Annotated in this window: 23 protein-coding genes; 14 read left to right on the top strand and 9 right to left on the bottom strand. The window is 63.1% G+C overall.

All coding sequences use genetic code 11. The features are described from left to right. Positions 1-21: 21 nt before the first annotated feature. The 3 genes from FJ954_RS09265 to folE all read right to left on the bottom strand — a co-directional run bounded on the left by FJ954_RS09265 (position 22) and on the right by folE (position 2216). On the bottom strand, positions 22-993 hold the full coding sequence (locus tag FJ954_RS09265; RefSeq protein WP_015317575.1) for a patatin family protein: 972 nt from the start codon (positions 991-993) through the stop codon (positions 22-24). Between the two features lie 83 nt (positions 994-1076). Next, the gene (gene hisI / locus FJ954_RS09270; protein ID WP_015317576.1) at positions 1077-1538 is read right to left on the bottom strand and encodes a phosphoribosyl-AMP cyclohydrolase; all 462 of its coding nucleotides are present in this window, start codon (positions 1536-1538) and stop codon (positions 1077-1079) included. Between the two features lie 42 nt (positions 1539-1580). Continuing rightward, positions 1581-2216: a GTP cyclohydrolase I FolE gene (gene folE / locus FJ954_RS09275; protein WP_015317577.1), complete on the bottom strand. Its 636-nt coding sequence runs from the start codon at positions 2214-2216 to the stop codon at positions 1581-1583. Positions 2217-2456: 240 nt separating this feature from the next. Here folE and FJ954_RS09280 point away from each other — a divergent pair, with 240 nt between their 5' ends. Together FJ954_RS09280 and FJ954_RS09285 are read left to right on the top strand one after the other, a co-directional pair. Continuing rightward, on the top strand, positions 2457-2903 hold the full coding sequence (locus FJ954_RS09280; protein ID WP_015317578.1) for an iron-sulfur cluster assembly scaffold protein: 447 nt from the start codon (positions 2457-2459) through the stop codon (positions 2901-2903). Positions 2904-2905: 2 nt separating this feature from the next. Then, positions 2906-3391 (top strand): cell envelope integrity protein TolA, encoded by a 486-nt coding sequence (locus tag FJ954_RS09285; RefSeq protein ID WP_140661151.1) that lies wholly within the window; start codon positions 2906-2908, stop codon positions 3389-3391. 22 nt (positions 3392-3413) lie between these two features. Here FJ954_RS09285 and FJ954_RS09290 read toward each other — a convergent pair whose 3' ends face one another. Beyond that, positions 3414-4331, bottom strand: a complete 918-nt coding sequence (locus FJ954_RS09290) for a LysR substrate-binding domain-containing protein (protein ID WP_140661152.1) — start codon at positions 4329-4331, stop codon at positions 3414-3416. 322 nt (positions 4332-4653) lie between these two features. Here FJ954_RS09290 and yidD point away from each other — a divergent pair, with 322 nt between their 5' ends. The 4 genes from yidD (at position 4654) to FJ954_RS09310 (ending at position 9130) form a co-directional block, all read left to right on the top strand. Then, positions 4654-5028, top strand: a complete 375-nt coding sequence (yidD, locus tag FJ954_RS09295; protein ID WP_140616127.1) for a membrane protein insertion efficiency factor YidD — start codon at positions 4654-4656, stop codon at positions 5026-5028. A gap of 138 nt (positions 5029-5166) precedes the next feature. Continuing rightward, positions 5167-5985, top strand: a complete 819-nt coding sequence (gene blaOXA, locus FJ954_RS09300) for a class D beta-lactamase (RefSeq protein ID WP_140661153.1) — start codon at positions 5167-5169, stop codon at positions 5983-5985. A 143-nt stretch (positions 5986-6128) separates the two neighbouring features. Further along, on the top strand, positions 6129-8105 hold the full coding sequence (gene thrS / locus FJ954_RS09305) for a threonine--tRNA ligase (RefSeq protein WP_140661154.1): 1977 nt from the start codon (positions 6129-6131) through the stop codon (positions 8103-8105). 86 nt (positions 8106-8191) lie between these two features. Continuing rightward, positions 8192-9130 (top strand): GNAT family N-acetyltransferase, encoded by a 939-nt coding sequence (locus FJ954_RS09310; protein ID WP_140616133.1) that lies wholly within the window; start codon positions 8192-8194, stop codon positions 9128-9130. Positions 9131-9133: 3 nt separating this feature from the next. Here FJ954_RS09310 and FJ954_RS09315 read toward each other — a convergent pair whose 3' ends face one another. Then, positions 9134-10096, bottom strand: coding sequence for a hypothetical protein (locus FJ954_RS09315; RefSeq protein ID WP_140616135.1), 963 nt, complete (start codon positions 10094-10096; stop codon positions 9134-9136). 155 nt (positions 10097-10251) lie between these two features. Between FJ954_RS09315 and FJ954_RS09320 the strand changes: the two genes are divergently transcribed. Both FJ954_RS09320 and FJ954_RS09325 read left to right on the top strand, forming a co-directional pair. After that, entirely contained in the window at positions 10252-10836 is a 585-nt protein-coding gene (locus FJ954_RS09320) for a nitroreductase (protein WP_015317585.1), read from the top strand. Beyond that, a complete protein-coding gene (locus tag FJ954_RS09325; RefSeq protein WP_140661155.1) occupies positions 10837-11445 on the top strand; it encodes a flavin reductase family protein in 609 nt (202 codons plus the stop codon). Positions 11446-11448: 3 nt separating this feature from the next. Here FJ954_RS09325 and FJ954_RS09330 read toward each other — a convergent pair whose 3' ends face one another. Then, a complete protein-coding gene (locus FJ954_RS09330) occupies positions 11449-12330 on the bottom strand; it encodes a CoA ester lyase (protein ID WP_140616141.1) in 882 nt (293 codons plus the stop codon). After that, positions 12330-12782 carry a MaoC family dehydratase gene (locus FJ954_RS09335; RefSeq protein ID WP_140661156.1) on the bottom strand — a complete coding sequence of 151 codons (453 nt, stop codon included), beginning with the start codon at positions 12780-12782 and terminating at the stop codon, positions 12330-12332. The genes FJ954_RS09330 and FJ954_RS09335 overlap by 1 nt, the downstream gene beginning before the upstream one ends. A gap of 152 nt (positions 12783-12934) precedes the next feature. On the opposite strand from FJ954_RS09335, the gene FJ954_RS09340 reads away from it, so the two are divergent. After that, the gene (locus FJ954_RS09340; RefSeq protein ID WP_140661157.1) at positions 12935-14059 is read left to right on the top strand and encodes a DUF2336 domain-containing protein; all 1125 of its coding nucleotides are present in this window, start codon (positions 12935-12937) and stop codon (positions 14057-14059) included. Here the strand turns inward: FJ954_RS09340 and FJ954_RS09345 are convergent. Together FJ954_RS09345 and parE are read right to left on the bottom strand one after the other, a co-directional pair. Then, a complete protein-coding gene (locus tag FJ954_RS09345) occupies positions 14056-16125 on the bottom strand; it encodes an FUSC family protein (protein ID WP_140661158.1) in 2070 nt (689 codons plus the stop codon). The genes FJ954_RS09340 and FJ954_RS09345 overlap by 4 nt on opposite strands. Positions 16126-16169: 44 nt before the next feature. After that, positions 16170-18227: a DNA topoisomerase IV subunit B gene (gene parE, locus FJ954_RS09350; protein WP_140616147.1), complete on the bottom strand. Its 2058-nt coding sequence runs from the start codon at positions 18225-18227 to the stop codon at positions 16170-16172. A gap of 238 nt (positions 18228-18465) precedes the next feature. Here parE and cpaB point away from each other — a divergent pair, with 238 nt between their 5' ends. The 5 genes from cpaB to FJ954_RS09375 are packed head-to-tail and all read left to right on the top strand — an operon-like array spanning position 18466 to position 23798. Further along, complete coding sequence (gene cpaB, locus FJ954_RS09355; protein ID WP_245262879.1) at positions 18466-19392, top strand: Flp pilus assembly protein CpaB; 927 nt, start codon at positions 18466-18468, stop codon at positions 19390-19392. A 30-nt stretch (positions 19393-19422) separates the two neighbouring features. Then, positions 19423-20868, top strand: a complete 1446-nt coding sequence (locus tag FJ954_RS09360) for a type II and III secretion system protein family protein (protein ID WP_140661159.1) — start codon at positions 19423-19425, stop codon at positions 20866-20868. 3 nt (positions 20869-20871) lie between these two features. After that, positions 20872-21141, top strand: a complete 270-nt coding sequence (locus FJ954_RS09365; RefSeq protein ID WP_140661160.1) for a hypothetical protein — start codon at positions 20872-20874, stop codon at positions 21139-21141. A gap of 33 nt (positions 21142-21174) precedes the next feature. Next, positions 21175-22383, top strand: coding sequence for a response regulator (locus FJ954_RS09370; protein WP_015317595.1), 1209 nt, complete (start codon positions 21175-21177; stop codon positions 22381-22383). Beyond that, entirely contained in the window at positions 22380-23798 is a 1419-nt protein-coding gene (locus FJ954_RS09375; protein WP_140661161.1) for a CpaF family protein, read from the top strand. Before FJ954_RS09370 ends, FJ954_RS09375 begins: the two co-directional genes overlap by 4 nt. Positions 23799-23800 lie beyond the last annotated feature (2 nt).

Genomic DNA, 23800 nt, shown 5'->3' on the forward strand with positions numbered 1-23800 from the left:
AATACAACTTGAGGAAATGGTCTAGGCGAGAACCGTCTGCAGCCGCGTCAGTTCGCCGATCTGCGCCATCGTCGCCTGGTAGCCGAGCTGGATCGCCTCGTCGGCCCGGTGAAATTCGGTGAGGCCGATATGGCTGAGCTTGGGTTGCAGCGACATGTCGGGCGGATCGCCGGCAAGTCTCGCCCGCGAAATACGGTCCTGGATGATGTTGAAGGCTTCGACCATCACGCCGGTGATGCCCAAACGCGTCTGGTGCGATTGGTGTTGGGCGTCGACCTGGCCGGGCCTTGGCGCATCCTTTTCGATAACCAGCTCGCCGGCGCTGTGCTTGATCACGGCGGCGCGGCCGAACAGGTCGTAGTGGAGGTTGACCGCCACGACGAGCGGCTGCTCGTAGGCGCGGCAGACCGAAACAGGCACCGGGTTGACCAGCGCTCCGTCGACCAGCACGCGGCCGTTGCAATCGACCGGTTCGAACACGCCAGGCAGCGCGTAGGACGCGCGCATGGCTGTGATCAGCGAACCGCTAGACAGCCAGATCTCGTGGCCGGTACGGATTTCCGACGCGACGCAGACAAATGGCTTGGGCAGATCGTCGAAGCGGATGCCGGCCACGTGCTCGCGCAGGCGCGCGTCCAGCTTCATGCCGCCGAAGAGGCCGCTGCCGCGCAGGTTGAGATCGAGCAGGCCGAAGATACGTCGTCTGGTGAGGCTGCGGGCGAACTCTTCCAGCTCATCCAGTTTGCCGGCGAGATAACAGCCTCCGACGAGGGCGCCGATCGAGGTGCCAGCGATCATCGAGACTTCGATGCCGGCTTCATCGAGCGCGCGCAGCACGCCGATATGAGCCCAGCCTCTGGCGCAACCGCCACCGAGCGCGAGCGAAATACCTGTTTTCTTGGGGGAGGTTGTTTCGGATGCGCCGCCTGCCGAGGACAGGCCGTTGGCCTCCCTGACATCTGGTCTGTTACGCAATGACGCCCATTCGAGCATCATGATCTCCCTTGTCCCAGGCTAGTATACGGACGGGCCGTATCGAAATGATGAATCTATGTGGTCGGTGTCAGGCAGAAGGTTCAAGCTGATGGCTTCCGATACGTGTTTTCCGCATCGAACAGCGGCTTGCTGCCGTCGTCGGCAAGCGTCCCCTTGCCGTCGATCAGCCCCACCGTCCGATAAAAGCAAGAACGCCGGCCGGTGTGACAGGTTGCGTCGTGGCCCAACACTTTCACGCGAAGCCACACCGCATCCTGGTCACAATCCGTGAGCATCTCGACAACATGCTGGAAATTGCCCGAGGTTTCGCCCTTCTTCCAGAGCGTGTTGCGCGAGCGCGACCAGTAATGGGCAATGCCTGTTTCCAGCGTCAGAGCCAGCGCCCGTGCATTCATATGCGCGACCATCAGCAGCATGCCGTCGGCGGCATCGGTGACGACGACGGTGACAAGACCGGCGGCATCGAAGCGCGGCGAAAACACCGCGCCTTCCTCCAAGGCTTTCTTGTCCGAGGGAGCTTCCGGAAATTCCAGTGCCGACATTGCCGGTCTATCTTCCTATTGACCGCGACGTCGGCAAAGGGCTTACGCCCTGCCGCCGCGCACCATGGTGACAAAACGAACCTGCTCTTCGGGCGTATCCTTGAAGACGCCTGTGAAGGTGGAGGTCAGCGTGGTGGAACCTTGCTTGCGGATGCCGCGCATGGCCATGCACATGTGCTCCGCCTCGATCATGACGGCAACGCCGCGCGGGTTGAGCACATCCTGGATGACGCCGGCAATCTGGGCGGTCAGGGCTTCCTGCGTCTGCAGCCGATGGGCAAAGATATCGACGACGCGCGCGATCTTGGACAGGCCGACGACCTTGCCGTCGGGCAGGTAGCCGACATGCGCCTTGCCGATGATCGGCACCATGTGATGTTCGCAATGCGAATGGAACTGGATGTCCTTGACGATGACCAGGTCGTCGTAGCCGGCGACCTCCTCGAAAGTACGGCCAAGCTCCTCGGCCGGGCACATGTCGTAGCCGCCGAACATTTCGCGATAGGCCTTGGTCACGCGCTTGGGCGTGTCGATCAAACCCTCGCGATCCGGATTGTCGCCGGTCCAGCGCAGCAAGGTGCGTACGGCGGCCTCGACTTCGGCCTCGCTCGGGCGGTCGGTGACCGGCTTTTCCATATAGGCGGACTGGGGCATTAGTTTCTTGATGACGGCATCCATAAAAGGCGTCTCCCGTAGTTCCTCTCTGAGGAGGAACGAGTTGAACGGACCACGACCTTTCGGTGTCGGAAACTCGCCCCGTTTCCAGCCCCGTAAGCGGCGTGAACTTCCCGGCAAGGACAGTGGCGTTCGCCGCCTTGTCGATACCGGACTGCCAGCATTATATATGGTCGTGCCGAGCGAATGAAAGACGCAACAACGGCAATCGCTGTTCGCTTGGCGGCGACGGATTGGAAAATAATGATCAACGACGTCTACAACGCGAAAATTCTCGGTTTTGCCGGAAATATCGCCCGCATCGGCCGGCTCGATCATCCCGACGCGACCGCGAAGGCGCATTCCAAGCTGTGCGGGTCGACCGTTACCGTCGACCTCAAGATGGAGGACGGCGTGGTCACCGACTTCGCCCACGACGTGAAGGCCTGCGCGCTCGGCCAGGCATCGTCCTCGATCATGGCGCAACATGTCGTCGGCGCCAGCGCCGAGGAATTGCGCGCGGTGCGCGAGACCATGCTGAAGATGCTGAAGGAGAACGGCGCGCCGCCGGAAGGCCGCTTCGCCGACCTCGGCTATCTGGAGCCGGTGCGCGACTACAAGGCGCGTCATGCGTCGACCATGCTGACTTTCGACGCCGTGGTCGACGCCATCGGCCAGATCGAGAAGAAGCGCGCCGACGAAGCGGCCTGAGAGTGGTCTTCGACCTTACGGTGAGCGGATCCCGCCAGAGCGGTCGTTCATGCCATGGCTTGGTGTTCGCCGGTACTCTTGCCGCTTCACTTGTGTCGGCCGGTGGCTCAAGCGGGGCGGAACCAGCAGTCCAGCGCGATATCGGCGACTATCTCATGAGGGCCGTCCAGCCCTGCTGGAACGTGCCCGCAAATGCCACAAGTACTGCACGCGTCCGGATCAGCCTGAACAAGGACGGATCGCTCGCCGGCCCGCCAAAAATCGTCGGCCCCGTGACATCGGCAAGGCATAAGGTTGCCGAAGCCGCCATTCGCGCGATCACGCGTTGCGCGCCGTTTCCCGGGCTGGCGTCCTACGGCGCCGACTATGATTTGTGGCGCGACATCGTCGTCACATTCTACCCAGCAGTCGACCCGGCGGCGGGACATCCGTCCGTGGACATCGACGACCTCGATAAACTTCTCGGAAAATACAAGAAGGTAAAGTAGCCGGCTCCGGCCAGCGCACGGCTCAGGCCGGAGCTTTCAGCGCCCGCCTGCTTTCGATGAATTCGCTTCTTAGCCAGTCGGCGAAGGCCGCAGCCGGTTCGGAGAGACTGTGCAAACTCCTGGCCACCAGCCAATAGGCCCCGGATGCGACATCGATGTCGAACGGTTTGACCAGTGCTCCGGTCTCCAATTCTTCTCCAATCTGCAGGAGATCGCCCAGCGCCACGCCGTGGCCGAGCAGCGCGGCCTGCTTGGAGAGTGAGGCGTCCGCAAGCATCGGCCCGCGCGTGGGCATGGCGTTGGCGGGTACGCCCGCCGCCTCGAACCAGCGCGTCCAACCCTGGCGGTTTTCCTCGTGCAAAAGCGTGAAGCGAGCAAGATCGGCCGGCTTCCCGAGGGCTGGGCCCGATGAAAGCAGCGCCGGCGACAGAACCGGCGAATCGACTGTCGAGGCCAGCCGCTCGGCTTCGCTGCGGGGCCATGACGTCGCGTTCGAGCTGAAACGTAAGGCAAGTTCGGGCTGGTCGCTGTGGAACTCGATCAGCCTTGGGTCCACTTCGAGGGAGACGTCGATATCGGGCCGCAACTGGCGAAACCGGTTGAGCCGGGGTACCAGCCAGACGGATGCAATCGACGGCTCGACGCTGACACGAACCACGGCCTGCGCGGGAACCGCGACCAGTTCCGAGAGTAGTTTGTCGATGTCGTCGAAACTTCTGACCAGTTGAGCAAGCAGCCGACGGCCTGCATCCGTCAGTTCGACGCGGCGATGGTGCCGTTCGAAAAGCGGTTGGCGCAGGAAGGTTTCGAGTTCGCGAATCTGCCGGCTGATCGCCGCCTGCGAGACGAAAAGCTCCTCGGCGGCGTTGCTGAAGCTCAAATGCCGCCCCGCCGCCTCGAAGCTCCTCAACGCCGTCAGGGGCAAGCGTCCACGCTTCATTTCGCATAACCCAAGATTATCCGAAACGGAAATTATACTCGTTTGAAGGCGAAGGCCAGCGGCGGTCTAATCGTCTTCAAGGAGATGCCGCCATGATGCAGTTGCTTGAGATCCTTGGCGACGTCATACGGATCGCGACGTTCCAATGGCGCGACGAAAGACGCGCTACAAGGCATCACGAAGAATGGTCTCATCCTGGCCGCTGGGCGCCGCCAGCCGACCGAGGGCCATTTCGCCGTTCCCGCCCGTGACCGCACGGCGATCGGGATTGCGTTCTCCGGTGCAAGCGCACATCTATCAGCTGGAAAACGCGGAGATCGCAGTGGGCGACCAGCACAGGCATGCGCATACAGCCGGAGCGTCGAGGCGCGGCCGCAACTGGCCCGGCCCCTGGCGCAAGACGCCGGGCCGCTTGCTCGGCACCTCGCTCGTGCGGTTTTACCAGCTGACGCTGTCCGGCTTTGTCGGCAATTCCTGCCGCCATCTGCCGACCTGTTCGGAATACGCGCATGAGGCGATCGCCCGCCATGGCCTTTGGGCCGGCGGCTGGATGGGGTTGTTCCGCGTGCTGCGCTGCGGTCCGTTCGGCACGCACGGCGTCGATCTCGTGCCGCAGGCGCTGGCATCCCGCTACGTCTGGTTCATGCCATGGCGGTACTGGCGGATTGGTCGCAAGCGCGGCGGAGCGCAGGGCTAGGGTGGCTGGTCGCGTCGCGCCGTTTACGCTCCGGTAGGGTTAACGCAAGCCTGCACAACAACTGCGCATTTGAGACAAAATCGAGACAAGAGACCTCGCTAAGCCCGCTCGCGAACCCCCTTCTGGAGCGAGCAGAAAATGCGCAATGTCGATCGTCTTCCCTTTATCATGGCTGGTGTCCTGTTCCTGCTCGCCTGGCTGCTGGGATTTCCGATGCGCGCGCAGTCCGCGCCGCTCGCGGACGTGCAGTGCACGCTGATCGCCGATGCCCAGAGCGGCAAGACGCTTTACCAGGACGGTATCTGCGACCAGCGCTTCAGCCCGGCCTCCACGTTCAAGGTGCCGCTTTCGCTGATCGGCTACGACGCAGGCATCCTTGCCGATGAACATACCCCGGCATGGGATTACAAGCCTGAGTTCAACGCGGTGAAACGCGACCAGAAAATCGTCGATCCGACGATCTGGGAACGCGATTCCATCATCTGGTTCTCGCGCGAGATCACCCGTAAGCTCGGAACTCAGAAATTTGCCGGCTACGTATCGAAGTTCAACTATGGCAATGGTGACGTTTCCGGCAATCCTAGCAAGGATGACGGGCTCACCCATTCCTGGGTCAACTCCTCGCTTAAGATCACGCCAGTCGAACAGGTTGCCTTCCTGCGGCAACTGCTCGCCGGCACAATGCCGGTGTCGGCCAGGGCGCATGAAATGACACGCGCCATCATGCCGAACTTCAAGGCTGGGGACTGGGCCGTTCAGGGCAAGACCGGCACGACCGGAGTCGGCGCGGGCGGCAAGGACAAGCGCTCGCTCGGATGGTTTGTCGGCTGGGCTGGGAAAGACGGCCGCCAGATCGTGTTCGCCCGGCTCGTCGTCGATACGAAACGCACCGACTTGCCGAAGGGGTTGGCGACACGGGCCGCGTTCCTGAAGGATCTGCCACAGCTGATTAAGTGAGCCGGGCTTTACGGCGGCGGCATCTGCTCATAAAAGACTGCCGCCGCCGACACATCCGGCACCCTGGCAGGTCGCAGCCCCGAACCGCTGATGATCTGCATTTACCACCCGCGCTCGTTTGCGGGACTGGATAGGAGAACCATATGCTGAATTCCGTTTCCCTGACATTTCCCGATGGCTCCGTCCGCGACTACGACGCGGCGATGACCGGTGCGGGTCTCGCCGAATCGATCTCGAAGTCGCTGGCCAAGAAGGCCGTGGCCTATGCCATTGATGGCACGGTGCGCGACCTCAGTGATCCCCTGGGCAAATCCGGCAAGGTGGAGATCATCACCCGCGACGATCCGCGCGCGCTGGAACTCATCCGCCATGACACCGCGCACGTGCTGGCGGAAGCCGTGCAAGAGATATGGCCGGGAACGCAGGTGACCATCGGACCGGTGATCGAGAACGGATTTTATTACGACTTTGCCCGCAACGAGCCGTTCACCCCGGACGATTTCCCGGTGATCGAGAAGAAAATGCGCGAGATCATCGCGCGCAACAAGCCGTTCACCAAGGAGGTCTGGTCGCGCGACAAGGCAAAAAAGGTCTTTGCCGACAAGGGCGAGCGCTACAAGCTCGAACTGATCGATGCCATTCCCGAGGACCAGGATCTCAAGATCTATGCGCAGGGCGACTGGTTCGATCTCTGCCGCGGTCCGCACATGGCCTCGACCGGCCAGATCGGCAACGCCTTCAAGCTGATGAAGGTGGCCGGCGCCTATTGGCGCGGCGATTCCAACAATCCGATGCTGACGCGCATCTACGGCACGGCCTGGGCCGACCAGGCGCAGCTCGAAGCCTACCAAACGATGCTGGAAGAGGCCGAGAAGCGCGACCACCGCAAGCTCGGCCGCGAAATGGACCTTTTCCATTTCCAGGAAGAGGGGCCGGGCGTGGTCTTCTGGCACGCCAAGGGCTGGAAGATGTTCCAGAACCTGGTCAACTACATGCGGCGCCGGCTCGACGAGCAGGGCTACCAGGAGGTCAACGCCCCGCAGGTGCTCGACAAGAGCCTGTGGGAGACGTCAGGCCACTGGGGCTGGTACCGCGACGCCATGTTCAAGGTGACGGTCGCCGGCGATGAAACCGACGATGACCGCATCTTTGCGCTGAAGCCGATGAACTGCCCGGGCCACGTGCAGATTTTCAAGCATGGGCTGAAATCCTATCGCGATCTGCCGGTGAAGCTGGCGGAATTCGGCAATGTGCATCGCTATGAGCCGTCGGGCGCGCTGCACGGGCTGATGCGCGTGCGCGGCTTCACGCAAGACGATGCGCACATCTTCTGCACCGAGGAACAGCTGGCTTCCGAGTGCCTGCGCATCAACGACCTGATCCTGTCGACCTATGCCGATTTCGGTTTCGACGAAATCAGCGTCAAACTGTCGACACGGCCCGAAAAGCGTGTCGGCACGGACGAGGCCTGGGATCATGCCGAGGCGATCATGGGCGGCGTGCTGGAGACGATCAGGACAAGGTCCGGCAACCGCATCAAGACCTCGATCAATCCGGGTGAGGGCGCCTTCTACGGGCCGAAGTTCGAATATGTGTTGAAGGATGCCATCGGCCGCGAATGGCAATGCGGGACGACGCAGGTCGACTTCAACCTGCCGGAGCGTTTTGGCGCCTTCTACATCGGCTCGGATTCGGAGAAGAAGCAGCCAGTCATGGTGCACCGCGCCATCTGCGGTTCGATGGAGCGTTTCCTCGGCATCCTGATCGAGAACTATTCCGGCCACTTCCCGCTATGGTTCGCGCCGCTGCAGGTGGTGGTGGCGACGATCACGTCAGACGCCGACAGCTATGCGACCGAGGTCGTGGCAAAGCTGAAGGCCGCCGGGCTGTTGGCGGAAGCCGATCTGCGCAACGAGAAGATCAACTACAAGGTCCGTGAGCACAGCCTGGCCAAGGTGCCGGTCATCCTCGTCTGCGGCAAGCGCGAGGCGGAGGAGCAGACGGTCAACATCCGCCGGCTCGGCTCGCGCGATCAGGAATCGCTTGGTCTTGCCGAAGCAATCGAACGGCTGACCGAAGAAGCGATCACGCCTGATCGCCGACGCAAGCGCGCTGCTTGAATCGGAGTGTTTTTCGATCGAATGGCGGTGGAGCGATCCACCGCCATTTTCATATCCCTGTCACGGCAACGTTGTAACGAGCCCCTATGCTCAAGCTGAAATCGCGCGAACGACCGTTCCCAGAGCTTTCCTACGCCAATCCGCACCAGCCGGCGCTGGCGCGCTGGTTCATCCATTCGGTCGAAGGCCTGTCAGGCCGCGATCGCTTTGCCGCGCTTTATGATTTCTGGCGCCGCCAGGTGGTGCCGACGGGCGAGCGTGTGTTCAGCCGCATGCTGGACCTCATCGACGTGGGCGTGCGAATTCCCGACCAATGGCCGCCCGCGCAATTGCCCGACACGCCACTGGTGATCGTCGCCAACCATCCCTTCGGCATCGGCGACGGCATTGCCGTGCTGTCGCTGGCAGAGCAACTCGGCCGGCCTTTCCGGGTGATGATCCACAAGGACCTGCTCAGGATCCGCGAGATGGAGCCCTATTCGCTGCCGATCGACTTTTCCGAGACCAAGGACGCGGTGAAGAACAACATGGCGGTGCGCCATGAGGCGGTCCGGCTGCTCAGGGAAGGTGTCACCATTGTGGTGTTTCCGGCCGGCGGCGTGGCCACTGCGCCCAAGGGTTTTGGCCGCGCGCGCGACCTGCCGTGGAAGATGTTTCCGGCCCGTCTCGTCCAGGAGGCCAAGGCATCGGTCATCCCCATGCATTTCTCCGGCCAGAACGGCAGGCTTTTCCATCTGGTCAGCGGGCCGATGAACATGGCCGAGCGCGACGGGCGTGTGGCCAAATTCGTCGGCAAGGCCTCGCTGACCTTGCGCACCTCGCTGCTCATTCGCGAATTCGCGCGGCTGTCCGGCAGGGCGATCGACGTGCGCGTCGGCAACGTGCTGAGCTGGAACGAACTGGAGCCGCTGCGCGACCGCAAAACGTTGCTCGACCGTCTCTATCGCGGTGTATTCGACCTGGCGCCGAGCCTGCCGCGCCGTCGCATTCCGTTCCTCCCGGCGCGAACCAAGCTCGCCGCCTGAAGGCTAATCGGCGCCTTCCTCGGGATCCATCGCCGCTGCTTCGGTGGCGAGAACCTCAATTTCCTGGTTCTGCCCGCCAACGACCGTGAAATCCTTCTGGTAAATGCGATCGCGGTTCTTGGCGATGATGGTGTAGTCGCCTTCGGCCAGCACCATCGAGGCGAAGGCGCCGACGGTTTCCTTGATCGGATCGCCGGATTCGTTGAGCAGCGACCACGAGGTGTCGGCAATCGCTTCGCCGCCCGTCTCGCGTACCAGCTTCATGGTGATTTCAGCGGCGTGATGCTCGACGGTGGCTTCCGTCAGCTTGCCCGCCTCGACGCGGATGTCGGATCGGATGACGGCGTTGACCGCGCCGTAAGTCGAGACGACATGATAGATGCCGGCATTGAGCCGCACGACGCTGTTGGGTTCGACATCGGGAATGATCAGCGCGCGGTCGCCATTGGCCTCGGCGGTGCCCTCATATATCGAAAAGCGCAGTTTCTTCGGCGGAATGCGCACGCCGCCGGACAGAACCGCATCGAGCTTCAGGCCGCCGGCATCAAGCACGAGGCTTTCTCGCTTGGCTTCCTTGCCGACGGTGATGCGCTTGGTGGCGCCGGCGCGGCCATAGGAAGCGTGGACCAGGTAACTGCCGGGCTCGAGCTGGAAGACGGCGCTGCCGCCATGGGAGGAGGCGACCATCGGCAATTTGCCGTTCACCGCTTCGGGCTTGAAGACACGCCAGACGAGTCCACGGGTGATGTCGGTGCCCTTGTCGGTCAACTGGGCCGAGAGCGTGATGGCGCCACCGCCGCCAAGCGCCAGCGGGGTCTCGCTCTTCGGCGTTGCATAGCTCGAAATTCCGGGAAGTTTCAGGTCGCCGACGCCGTCCTTTTCCTGCGCGACAGCCATGGAGACCGGCAGCAGGAACAGCGCGGCGCAGAGCCGAACCAGGAAAAGACGCAGTCGCCCCTCAAACATGCCTTGCGTTGAAGCCCATGGCGGTGGCAATTTCAAGGCTTAAGAGTCCGATCCGGGACTCTTCAGCCCGGCGTTTGCGCGCCTTTGCCCGAGCCGCCCGAATTCCCGATGGTGCGCTTCAGCTCAAAACAGAGTGTTTCAGGAGACTTGCGCCCATGGCGTCGCCGATCATCGACTTTCTATTGACCCGAAATTCAGCGCCGATACCCGACCTCAGGGAACCGGCGCCCAGCGACGCCGATATCGCCACGATGATCACCGCCGCCACACGCGTGCCCGACCATGGACGGCTCGAACCGTGGCGCTTCATCCTTTATCGCGGCGAAGCCCGCATCGAGATCGGCAAAAAACTAGCGGCCTTGGCCGAACAGCGCGAGGGGCCGTTGCCGGAAGGCCGTCGCAACCAGGAACTGGCGCGGTTCTCGCGCGCGCCGCTGGTGATCGGTGTCGTATCTATTCCGAGGGAGAACCCAAAAATCCCGCAATGGGAGATGTTCCTGTCCGGAGGCATGGCGGCGATGAACCTGATGATCGCGGCCACTGCGCTGGGCTATGGCACGAACATGATCAGCAACTGGTATTCCGACGTGCCGGAGGGCAGGGCGATTCTCGGACTGGCGCCGCAGGAGCGCGTCGTCGGGTTCATCCATATCGGCTCCTACGCCGGTCCGGCGCCGGAGCGGCCACGGCCTGATCCGGCCAAGCTCTACACCGATTATGCCGGACCTTGGGCGGGCTGAATGTTCTACGAGCCGTCCAAGGGGCATGGCCTGCCGCACGATCCTTCGAAGGCGATCGTCGCGCCGCGCCCGATCGGCTGGATATCGACGCTGAACCAGGCCGGCGAGGTCAATCTGGCGCCATACTCCTTCTTCAACGCCTTTTCGACGCGACCTTTCATTGTCTGGTTTTCCTCGGAGGGTGAGAAGGACAGCGCCTCGTTTGCCCAGGAAACCGGCGAGTTCGTCGCCAATCTGGTCAGCCGCGATCTTGCGGACAAGATGAACTACACATCCGTCGATGCACCGCGTGGCGTCAACGAGTTCGTCTATGCCGATCTCGCCATGGCGCCCTCGCGTCTCGTCAAGCCGCCGCGCGTGGCGGCTGCACCAGCGGCGCTCGAATGCCGGGTGACGGAAGTGTTTCGCCCGAAGGCGCTGGACGGATCACCGACGAGTGCCTTTGTCGTCGCCGGTGAGGTGATCGGCGTTCACATCGACGATGCTTTCCTGAAAGACGGCCTGTTCGACATCACCAAGGCCGGCAATGTCGCGCGTCTCGGTTATATGGATTACGCCAGCGTCGACGAGGTCTTTTCGATGCGGCGGCCACGCTGGGGCAAGGAGTAGCCGTCAGGCGGATATCCCGGCCGCTTTCGCGCGGGCCAGAAGGCGTTCGGCCAGCCGCAGATGCGGACGGTCGAACATCTTGCCGTCGATGCCGACGACGCCCGGATTTCCGGCCGCCTCGAAGGCCGCCACGATAGCCGCCGATTGTCTCACCGCCTCGGCAGAGGGCGTGAAGGCGGTGTTGATGACGGGCACCTGATCGGGGTGGATCGCCATTTTCCCGGTGAAACCGTCACGCTCGGCGTCGGCACATTCCGCGGCGAAGGCCACCATGTCGCGAAAGCCGGGAAATACGGTGTCGATCGCGGCGACTTCCGCGGCTCCGGCCGCGAGAATGGTCGTCAGGCGGGCGTGACGGAAGAGATCGGTGTAGCGGCCGTGCTCGTCGCGGGCAGAGCGTGCGCCGATCGCGGCCGAAAGGTCTTCCGCGCCCCAGGTGAGACCGGCGAGCCGTGCGCTTGTCCCCGCATAGGTGGCGGCGGCGAGCACGCCCGCCGGAGTTTCGGTGATGATCGGCAGGATTTTTATCGACCCGTCGGGCAGGCCGTTTTCGGCTTCCCAAACCCTGAGCTTGGCCGCGAGCTGCTGCACATCCTGGCCGCTGTTCGATTTAGGCAGCATGATGCCGTCCGGTCTTGCCGGAACGAGCTTGGCAAGATCATCGTCCGTCATTCCGGTCGAGAGGTCGTTGACCCTGACATAAAGCGCCGAGTTGGTTTGCCCCCTGCGTTCGAGGATAAAGCGCGCCGCGATCTCGCGCGCCCGCGCCTTGTTCTGCGGCGCCACGGAGTCCTCGAGATCGACGATGACCACGTCGGCGCCGGCGCCAAATCCCTTCTCCAGCTTCCGTTCGGAATCGCCTGGAACGAACAGCAGCGAGCGCATCAGTCTGCCTTCTTCAGCATCATCGCTTGCCTGATGCATTTCGCGACCAGATCGCCATGCTGATTGTAGGCGCGGTGCTCAAATTCGACGATGCCGCGGTCGGGCTTCGACCTGGATTCGCGCACCGAGACGACAGATGTTTCGACGCGGATGGTGTCGCCGTGGAAGACCGGGTGAGGAAACACGGTTTCCTTCATGCCAAGATTGGCGACCGTCGTGCCGACCGTGATGTCGTTGACCGAAATGCCGATCATCAGGCCGAGCGTGAACAGCGAGTTGACCAGCGGCTTGCCCCATTCGCTCTTGGCGGCGAAATCGAAGTCGATATGCAGCGGCTGCGGGTTCAGCGTCATCACCGAAAACAGCATGTTGTCGCTCTCGGTGACAGTCTTGCGCAGCGTGTGCTGGAAGACATGGCCGACAACAAACTCCTCCAGATATAGCCCGGCCATCTTCCGCCTCCTGCGCTGTCTGACGGTTGATAGGCGCTGCTTCAGGCGCTCGCAAGCCAGTTAATGAACATGGTGAACCGTTCGTAAACCATTTCTGCCTACCCTTCTCACGGGGCCGGAAACCTTCCGGCATGGGGCGTAAGCAGACGGGCATGGTAGTTGTTTCGCATTTCCTGAAATGGATCTACACGGCCAGGGTTTCGGAGCGCGCCGCCGCCGCTCATGCGCTGGCCCGAGCCTATGTCAATTGCGAATTGCCGTTCGAGGATCGCTGCGCCGCCGAGGCCGCGCTGACGCTGCTGCTCGACGACGCCTCGTCGAAAGTGCGGCTGGCGATGGCGGAAGCGTTCTCGATGAGCCATCACGCACCGTTGCAGATCATCAGTGCGCTTGCCGCCGACCAGCCGGAGGTCGCCGGGGTCGTGCTGGCGCGCTCGCCGCTGCTCACCGACGCCGACCTGATCAATCGCGTGGCGGCGAGCCAGAAGGCAACGCAGAAGCTGATCGCCGACCGGCCTGTAGTCTCGATGGCGCTTTCGGCGGCTATCGCCGAGGTCGGGGAGGCGGAGGCATGCGCCGTGCTTTTGGCCAATAGCGGCGCCGACATCGCGTCACTCAGCTTCCAGCGCATGGCGCAACGCCACGGGCATCTGCCTCTGGTGCGCGAGGCGCTGATATCGGATATCAGGCTGCCTGCCGATTGCCGGCATATGCTGCTCGTCAAGCTCGGCGAGACATTGAAGACATCGCCGTTGGTCATGGCATTGATGGGAGCCGCGCGTGCCGACCGGGTCATGCGCGATGCTTGCGTCAAGGCCTCGGTGACGCTGATCGAGGGCACGCGCCAAGAAGAGCACGCGGCGCTGATCGAGCATCTCAGGCTGCGCGGCGATCTGACCGCGAGCTTCCTGATCCGCACCATCGCGCACGGCAAGGTCGATTTCTTCGGTTCGGCGCTGGTCGCGCTCAGCCAGCAGTCCGAACCACGGGTGAGGGCGCTGCTGGCCGGCGGGCACGACGTGGCCCTGCAGGCGCTGTTCCGCAGTGCCGGCATGGCTGCCGCCACGCATGCCGTCATCCTGCGCGCCCTGAAGATCTGGCGCGAGGTCGCCAACGGCAAGCGCGTTGCTGGCGTGCAGGAAGTCAGTTGGCTGATGCTCAAGGAATTAGGCGGGCAATCCGCCGAAGGCGATCTTGCCGCATTGGTCAAATCGATCCACCTAGACGCCCTGCGTGAGAACGCACGCGGCCATGCACTGGCGATCGCCGCTGCCTAGGTTTTCTCCCTTGCGAAGAAATCCGGGAAATCTTCCATCGCCGCGGCGATGATGCGCAGGGACGCCGCGATCTGCAGCATGTCGCCGGTGGCGTTTCGCTGGGCGATGCCTGCCGCATACTGCCGGGCGACGGCAATGGTCGCTGTTTGCGGATCCCCAGGGGCTCGGAAAAGCAGCTCGCGCGCCAGTCCCCTCAGGAAGGTGGCGATTGAAAGCGTCGTTTCCGATGGGAGGGCATGGTTTTGGCTGGCCGTGCGCAGCCGCAGGATTTCCAGGCCGACCGTGACGGAAGCGACGCCGCCGCCCAGCACCGCCTCGCCCTTCCTGCCGGAATTCTGCACCAGCGGCATCAACTGATTGACCCGGTCGTAAGCGAGGCTCTCGAAGGCTGAGCGCCTCGGCACGCGCTCATGCAGGCAAAGCCGCGCCAGATCCTCCCGCATGGCCCGCACGATGCGGTCGGCCGCGAGCCATGGATCGGCCGGCAATACGACGATGAAGACGCCGATGGCCAAGAGGATGCCGACCAGGATCGATGCCGAGCCGGCGAAGAAGGGGCCGGGATCATAGGTCATCGCCTGATGTGGGCTGAGGAAGGCCAGGAAGTTGATGGCGAAGGCCGTCGCCACGCCGACATAGCGCGGATTGGCCATGGCGAGTGCCGCCGGCACCATGATCGGCACGACGAACAGCATGAACCAGCCGAAGCCGGGCAGAGCAGGGAGCGCAACCTGCCCGACGAGAAAGGCAAAAGGCAAAGCGAGCAGCGTTCCCTTGAAGAATCCCCAGGATACTTGCACGGGGTCGGGGCGAGCGGCAAACAGGCTCGACACGACGGCAACGAGGATGACGGTGCCGGCCGCCTCCGACCACTTCGTCGTCAGCCAGAAAGCCGCCACCAGCAGCGTGGCAACGGCCGCGCGGATGGCGTTGCGCGCAGCACCGGGATAGTCGCGATGCACCACCAGGGCCGGCTGCTGGCTGCCGGGACCTGGACGGCGCGTGACCGGCGCGCGCAAGGCATCGAGGCCACGCAGCACCTGTTTCAGCGCCTCGGCGAAATCGGCCGCTATGGTAAGGCGGGTAATGGTGCCGACCCTGTCCTCACCCGGCTCGATCGAGGCGTCGGGCATTTGCCTGGCCCTGATCGAGATCGCGTCGAGCCGCGCCACCCAGGATGAGGTATCGTCCAGCGCTCCCGGCTTGGCTGCCAGTTCGCTGACAAGGGCCTGCAGTTCCGAGCGTACCGGGATGAGGGCGGCGTTTTTGGGAGCGGCATGCGAATAGAGCGCGCGCGCCGCCGAAAGTGCCGAAAGCAGTTGTCCGATGGTGCGCCGCACCGGATGCGCGCGCGGCGCGAAGCTCGGCGCTTCGAGCCTGGCATAGGCGCGCATCTCGCCAAGCGTCTGGGTATCGGCGACAAGCTTCCGGTGCAGGCCGATCAGCGTTGCCCGGTCGCCGCCTGAAAACGCACCGCCGGCATAGGTGGCGAGGTCGAGAATGCAGCGTTTCAGCCGCGAGACGATGGCGTCGCTGGCCAGTTTTGGCAGGATCAGTCGGCTGGTCAGGCCGGCGCAGACGATGCCGAGCACGATCTCGGCACAACGCGCGACCGCGAGGTCTACGACCAGATGCGGTTGTCCGAAAGCGGGCAGGCCGATGATCATTGCGGTGTAGCCTGCAAGAGCCGCGCCGTAGGCTTCGGGATTGCGCAGCAGCGACGAGACGAAGGTGCAAATGCCAATCCAGACAGCAAGCACCGTCACCAGAATCCAGGGGCCGGTGCCGAATGCCGTGGTGATGCCAATTGCCGCGACACCGCCGGCCAGCGTGCCGAGCAGGCGGTAGAAGCCTTTCGCCAGCACCATGCCGGCAACCGGCTGGGCGACGATGAACACCGTCATCATCGCCCATTGCGGATGGTCGAGCTTCAGCGCGTAAGCGGCCAGCAATGCGATCATGCCGGCCGAAACGGTGCGCAGCGCGAAAATCCAGTCCGAGCGTGTCGGTTGCGTCAGCCCGGCCAGGCTCGACTCGAAATAGGTTTTCAGCCGCGCCCAGGTCACATGCTGGTCTCCATGTCAGGAACGCAAGCTAAACGCGCCAGCGGCTAGATATCCAGCACTTCCGTCTCGGCGAATTCGGCGCGTTCCTGGATGAAGCGGAAGCGGGCTTCGGGTTTGGTGCCCATCAGCTCGTCGACCCTGTCCTTGGTGGCGGAATCGACTTCGTTCACATCGACCCTGAGCAAGGTGCGCTTCCTTGGATCCATGGTGGTTTCCTTGAGCTGCGCGGCCATCATTTCGCCCAGGCCCTTGAAGCGGCCAAGCTCGACCTTGCCGCGCCCGGTGAATTCGGTGCGCAGAAGCTCGTCCTTGTGGGCGTCGTCGCGGGCATAGGCGACCTTGCCGCCTTGCCTGATCGAGTAAAGCGGCGGCACCGCCAGATAGAGATGGCCGCCGCGCACCAGCGCCGGCATCTCCTGGTAGAAGAAGGTGATCAGCAGCGAAGCGATGTGTGCGCCGTCGACGTCGGCGTCGGTCATGATGATGACGCGGTCGTAGCGCAAATCCTCGTCACGGTATTTTGACCGCGTGCCGCAGCCGAGCGCCTGGATCAGGTCCGATATCTGCTGGTTGGCGGCCAGCTTGTCATTGCCGGCGCTGGCGACGTTGAGGATTTTTCCGCGCAGCGGCAAGACGGCCTGGCTGGCACGATCGCGTGCCTGCTTGGCCGAGCCGCCGGCGGAATCGCCTTCGACGATGAAGAGTTCGGCACCCGCCGCCGCGTTCTGCGTGCAGTCGGCGAGCTTGCCCGGCAAGCGCAGCTTGCGCACTGCGCTCTTGCGCGAGACTTCCTTTTCCTGGCGGCGGCGCACCCGTTCGTCGGCGCGCGCGATGACCCAGTCGAGCAGCTTCGAGGCTTCCTGCGGATTGTCGGCCAGCCAATGGTCGAATGGGTCGCGGATCGCGGTCTCGACGATGCGTATCGCTTCGATCGTCGCCAGCCTGTCCTTGGTCTGGCCGACGAATTCCGGCTCGCGGATGAACACCGACAGCATGCCGGCGGCCGAAATCATGACGTCTTCCGAGGTGACGATCGAGGCGCGCTTGTTGCCGACGAGGTCGGCATAGGCGCGCAGGCCGCGCGTCAGCACGTTTCGGAAGCCGGCTTCGTGGGTGCCGCCTTCACCGGTCGGGATGGTGTTGCAGTAGGAATTGATGAAGCCGTCGCCACCGAACCAGGTCACCGCCCATTCGAGCGAGCCATGGCCGCCTTGCTTGTCGCTCTTGCCGGCGAAGATTTCGCGCGTCACCTGGAATTCATCGCCGAGCGACGCCTTCAGATAATCCTTGAGGCCGCCTGGGAAATGGAATTCCGCCTTGGCCGGTGTCTGATCCTTTTCCTTGATGAGGGAGGGATCGCAGGTCCAGCGGATCTCGACGCCGCCAAACAGGTACGCCTTCGAACGCGTCATGCGGTAGAGACGCGCCGGCTCGAAGGCCGCGCCCTTGCCGAAAATCTGCTCGTCGGGATGGAAGCGGATTTTTGTGCCGCGCCGGTTGTGGACTTCGCCGAGCTGCTCCAGTCCGGTCACCGGGACGCCGCGCGAAAAGCGCTGGCGATAGAGCTGGCGCCCACGTGCCACCTCGACCTCGAGATGATCCGACAGGGCGTTGACGACGGAGACGCCAACGCCGTGCAGGCCGCCGGATGTTTCGTAGACCTTGGAGTCGAACTTGCCGCCCGAATGCAGCGTCGTCATGATGACTTCGAGCGCCGGCTTCTTGAATTTTGGGTGCATGTCGACCGGAATGCCGCGGCCATTGTCGGTGACCGTGAGATGGCCGTCGGCGGAGAGTTCGACATCGATGAAGGTGGCGTGGCCGGCAACCGCTTCGTCCATCGAATTGTCGATGACCTCGGCGAACAGATGGTGCATCGCCTTGTCATCGGTGCCGCCAATATACATGCCTGGCCGGCGGCGCACCGGCTCAAGGCCCTCAAGCACCTCGATGTCGGCGGCGCTGTAGCCCTCGCTGCCATCCTTGGTTGCGGCTGGGCGCCTGGCGGCCGCCTGCACCAGCGGATCCGCCGGGCGCGCCGGCGTGCGAACCGGCTGCGGCTGTTTCTCCAGATTGCCGAAAAGATCGTTGTTGTCGTCCATGCCTGCCATAGAGTCCAAGCTGCGAATCACCCCGTCGATACTGCCACGCTTTTCAGCGCCAAGCGACGGAGGTTCCTGTTACGTTCGGGGATTTAACTGCTCTTATCCTAAAACCATTCGATAACCAAGCGGGCGGAAATAGGTCAAATGCCGCCGCGCAATATTCCTGATTCTTTAACAATGCCGCCTAGCGTGAGCCCAACATAACAAGAAACGACGGGCATCAGGGGTTTTCGGCGTGAGGGGCAAGGCCATAACGATGATCGGCATCGCCGCCGTTTTCGGCGCGATCTCGATCTTTGCCGCGGATTTCTGGGTCAAGAGCCAAGCGAAGGCCGATGCCCAGGAGAAAACGGCCTCGATCGCCGCTCCGGCCGCGCCCAGGATCGAGTTCAAGACCATCGTGGTGGCGAACGCGCCGTTGCGCTATGGCATGGAGCTCGACCGCGCCAAGCTCAGCGAAATCCCGTGGCCGCAGGATTCCCTTCCGCAGGGCGCCTTTGCCACCATCGATGGATTGCTCGGCGAAGGCGGCCGGGTTGCGCTGTCGCCGATCGAGATCAACGAGCCGGTGCTGCTCGCAAAGCTGTCGGGACCGAACGGCCGCGCGACGCTGTCCAACATGCTGACGCCCGGAATGCGGGCGGTCACCATCCGCACCGACGAGATCGCCGGCGTCGGTGGCTTCGTCACGCCGGGCGACCGGGTCGATGTCGTGCTGACGCGCGATGCCGGCGAAATCCAGGAAGTCGCCAAGAACGCGCAAGGGGCTGCCGGTTCGACCATCACCTCGGAGATCGTCGTTGCCGACGCCAAGGTGCTCAGCGTCGGGCAGGGCGCCGACGAGCGCCAGACGACGCCGCAGGTGGCCAATTCCGTGACCCTCGAGGTGACGAGCGACGGCGCGCAGAAAGTGGCGCTTGCCCGCACCGTCGGAACGCTGTCGCTGTCGCTTCGCTCCGCCAGCGAAGGCGGCGATGGCAAGAACGGCGTCACCACCATCTCTTCCTTCGGCGGATCCGTCGCTTCCAAGACGCAGGCCGTGGCCGGCTCCTTGTTCGATGCCATAGCGAAGGAGCCGGAGAAGCCGAAATTCAAGACGATCATCGTGACGCGCGGCACGCAGGCCGAGGAATATCAGGTTCCAACGCGGGACCAGAAGTAAAGACCGGTGGGGACCGGGCGGGACGGGACAATGTTGATGCGTACCCTATATCGAATGACGGCTCGGTCGCGCTTGGTGCGCGCCCTGGCGATGGCGTTTACCCTGGCTGCGAGCGGCGTGCTTGCCTTGCCCGGAGCGGCGAAGGCGGACAACGACATCGTTTATGTCTCGTCGACCAAGAATGCGTCGATCAAGGTTGCCAAGGGCAAGCCCAAGACGATCATGACGAGCGCGGCCTTCTACCAGATCGTCATCGGTGATCCGGAGATCGCCAACGTCAACCCGCTGACCGACAAATCCTTCTATGTGCTGGGCAACAATCTCGGCACCACCGGCATTGCGCTGTTCGACCAGAACAAGCAGCTCGTCGGCACCGTGGACATCGAGGTGACGCTCGACACCGACCAATTGGCGAACACTATCCGTGCCAGTGTGCCGGACGCCAAGATCAAGGTCGGCTCGGCCAACGGCCGTGTCGTGCTGTCGGGTGAGGCGGATGACGCGGTTGCAGCGGATAAGGCAAGCAAGATCGCCAGCCGCTTTTCCGGCAATGAGGAAGTGATCAACTCGGTCAATATCTCTTCGTCGCAGCAGGTTCAGCTCAATGTCCGGTTCGTCGAGATCAACCGCCAGGCAGGGCAGGACCTGGGCGCGAAATACAGCGCCAATTTCGCCTACGGCTTCGGCGGTCGCGACATTTCACTGGATCCGGGCACGGTCCCAGCGGCGGGGACCGGCGAGATCATCGGCCGACTGCTGTCGAACGGCGTCTCGATCGACATTGCCATTAAGGCGCTGGAAGAGCGCGGCCTTGCCCGTCGGCTGGCTGAGCCGAACCTGATCGCGCGTTCAGGGGAGACAGCGAGCTTCCTGGCCGGCGGCGAATTTCCGATCCCGGTTTCGGAGGAAAACGGCAAGATTTCGGTCAGCTACAAGAAATATGGCGTTAGCCTGGATTTCAAGCCGACCGTACTCAAGGACGGGTTGGTCAGCCTCGACATCGCGCCGGAAGTCTCCTCGATCGATGCGTCGGCGTCCTACAATATCGGCAACATTTCCGTGCCCGGCTTCATCGTGCGCCGCGCCAAGACCTCGGTCGACCTGAAGAACGGCCAGAGCTTCATGATCGCCGGGCTTTTGCAGTCCCAGAACGACATTACCACGTCTCGCATTCCCGGCCTTGGCAAGATGCCGGTGCTTGGAGCGCTGTTTTCGTCGAAATCCTATCAGCGGCGCGAGACCGACCTGGTCATCATCGTCACGCCCTATCTGGTCAAGCCGGTCGATCCGTCGAAGAAAATGGCTGAGCCGACCGATGGCACGGAGCCAGCCAGCAATGTCGACTATTTCCTCAACAACACCGAGGAGGTGAAGGCGCCGGATACGGGCCGCGCGCTGGCGCTGGCCGACGGCAGTGCCGCACGGGCCGCTCCTGCCACCAAAGTCGGTCATTTCCTCGACCTGCCGAAGGACTGAGCCATGCGTCTGATCCTGAGATCGTGCATCGGCCTGCTTCTTGCCGGCCTGGCAAGCGGCTGCACCAGCGACGACTACGTGCGCAGCGAGGGGGTGACGTCCGGCGCCGGCGAGGCGCAGGCCGCCAACACCGTCATGCAGATGGTCGACCCGTGGAAGTACGGCGTCCAGAACACGAAACTTCTCGTGCCTGCCAAGCGCGGCAGTGCCGGACCCGTCACGCCCGATCAGGCGGCCGGTGCCAAGGCAGCGCAAACGACCACCGACAACTGATCCAGACGGCGATCGACCTCACAGGCGGCGAGAATGGCAAACAGCACCAAGAAAATCCTGCTCGTATCGACAGACCGGACCTTCGCGCAGGACACGAAGACGGCCTTCGCCGCCTCCGAGATCATCCAGCTCATGACGGTGGAGAAGAACGTCACCGAGCTGCGCGGCGAGGTCCAGGAGGCCGAGTTCGGCGTTGTCATCGTCGACATGGATGCAGCGAAACTCGAGGAGATCGAGTCCCTGCAGCGCGTCATGCGCCGGCTCGAGGGCAAGGCACCGGTGGTCGTGGTCACCCAGGAGTTCAACGCCGCGGCCGTGCGCATCCTGGTGCAGCTCAAGGTCGCCGATTTCCTGGTCAAGCCGATCACCACCGCAGACCTCGTGCGTTCGGTCGTGCGGGCTCTGCAGGGACCCGGGCGCGAGGAAAACACCGAGTCGCAGATCTATACCTTCATGCCCGCCGCCGGCGGCGTCGGAACCACGACACTGGCACTGCAGACCGCGTTCCAGCTGCATCATTCGGTGACGCGCGGCGCCTCGACCTGCGTGGTCGACCTCAATTTCCAGCAAGGTGCCTGCGCCGAATATCTCGATCTCGAGCCGCGTTTCGACATCACCGAAATCGAGAACCAGCCTGAGCGCCTCGACCGGCAACTGCTCGATGTGATGCTGTCCAAGCACGCCAGCGGACTGTGTGTGCTGGCGGCGCCGACGCATCCGTCCGAAATGCGCTCATTCAAGACCGATGTCGTGGTGCGCATGCTGGACCTCGTTTCGGCCTATTTCGACAATGTCGTCATCGACATGCCGCGCACCTGGTTTCCGTGGACGGAAACTGTGCTGCTCGGTTCCAACAAGCTTTACATCGTTGCCGAAATGACGGTGCCGTGCCTGCGCCATACGCAGCGGCTGATCCAGGCCGTCTACGAGACCGCCGGCAAGGAAGTGAAGCCGAACGTGATCGTCAACCGTTTCGAGCAGAAGATGTTCGACAACGGCATCAAGCAGGCGGACGTCCAGGAAATCCTTGGCGAGCATTTTGTCGGCGGCATCGCCAACAACTACCGGCTGGTGCGCGAGGCGGTCGACCGCGGCGTGCCGCTGCACGAGATCGATCCCAACGCCAATGTCGTCAACGACCTGAAGAAGATCATTCTTCCGGAAGAGGCGGTGGCAACCGCGAGCAAGTCGAAGTCGCTGTTCGGCTTCGGCAGGGGCCTCTTGAAAAGGAAAGCTGGATGACCAGCCGTTTTTCCACCCTGCAGAACCGTGACGCGCGTCCGCGTCCGGCTGAATCGACGCCGGTCGCGCATCATGCAGTCGTCATCCCGACCAGCCGGAAGGCTTTGCCGGCGAAGGCGGAGGCGGCGCCGGCAAAGAATGCCAACAAGGTGCTCGATGCCCGCGTGCGCATCCACCGGATGCTGCTCGAGGAGATCAATCTCGTCGCGCTGGAGCGCTTGCCCAAGGAGGAGATGCGCCGGCAAGTGCACGATTTCGTATCGGAAAAGACCCGCCAGGAGCGGATGGCGATCAACACCGCCGAACTCGACGCGCTGGTTGACGACATCGTCGACGAGATGGTCGGCCTCGGCCCGCTCGAGCCGCTGCTCAAGGATCCCGATATCAACGATATCCTGATCAACGGCCATCAGAACTGCTTCGTCGAAAAGAAAGGCAAGCTGCAGCAGGTCCATATCCCGTTCAAGGACGAGGCGCATCTGCTCAGAATCGTCAACAAGATCGTGGCCGCCGTCGGCCGCCGCGTCGATGAATCGCAACCGATGGTCGACGCTCGCATGCTGGACGGCTCGCGGTTCAACGCAGCCATCCGCCCGGTGGCCGTCGACGGTCCGCTGGTGTCGATCCGCAAGTTCTCCAAGAACAAGCTTGGCCTGCACAGGCTGGTCGAATTCGGCGCCATCACACAGAACATGGCCGAAGTGCTGGCCGCGGCCGTCCACGCCCGCAAGACGACGATCATTTCGGGCGGCACCGGCACAGGCAAGACGACGATGCTCAACGCGCTGTCGGCGTTCATTCCGGAAGACGAGCGACTGATCACCATCGAGGACGCGGCGGAACTTCAATTGCAGCAGCCGCATGTCGCACGCATGGAGACGCGTCCCGCCAACATCGAAGGCCATGGCGAGCTCAAACAGCGCGACCTGGTCAAGAACGCGCTGCGCATGCGTCCCGACCGCGTCATCCTCGGCGAGTGCCGCGGCGAGGAAGCCTTCGACATGCTGCAGGCCATGAACACCGGCCACGAAGGCTCGATGGCGACCATCCACGCCAATACGCCGCGCGACTGCATTTCGCGCCTCGAGCAGATGCTGGGTATGACCGGCATGCCGATGACGGTGCAGTCGATCCGCAGCCAGATCGCCAGCGCCATCGACATCATCGTCCAGCTGACCCGACTTTCCGACGGCAAGCGCAAGGTGACGAGCGTCGCCGAGGTGACCGGCATGGAAGGCGATGTCATCCAGATGCAGGAGATCTTCCGCTTCGTGCGCACCGGCATGGAGGCCGATGGCAAGATCCTTGGCTACTACGAGGCGACCGGCATTCGGCCGCGTTTCCTGGAAGACCTGCGCGCCATGGGCATCGACTTTCCCGGACGTTATTTCGAACCCGGCCGGCCGCAGGAGTAGCC

Source organism: Mesorhizobium sp. B2-3-15 (assembly GCF_006442875.1).
In the GTDB taxonomy this organism is placed as follows: domain Bacteria; phylum Pseudomonadota; class Alphaproteobacteria; order Rhizobiales; family Rhizobiaceae; genus Mesorhizobium; species Mesorhizobium australicum.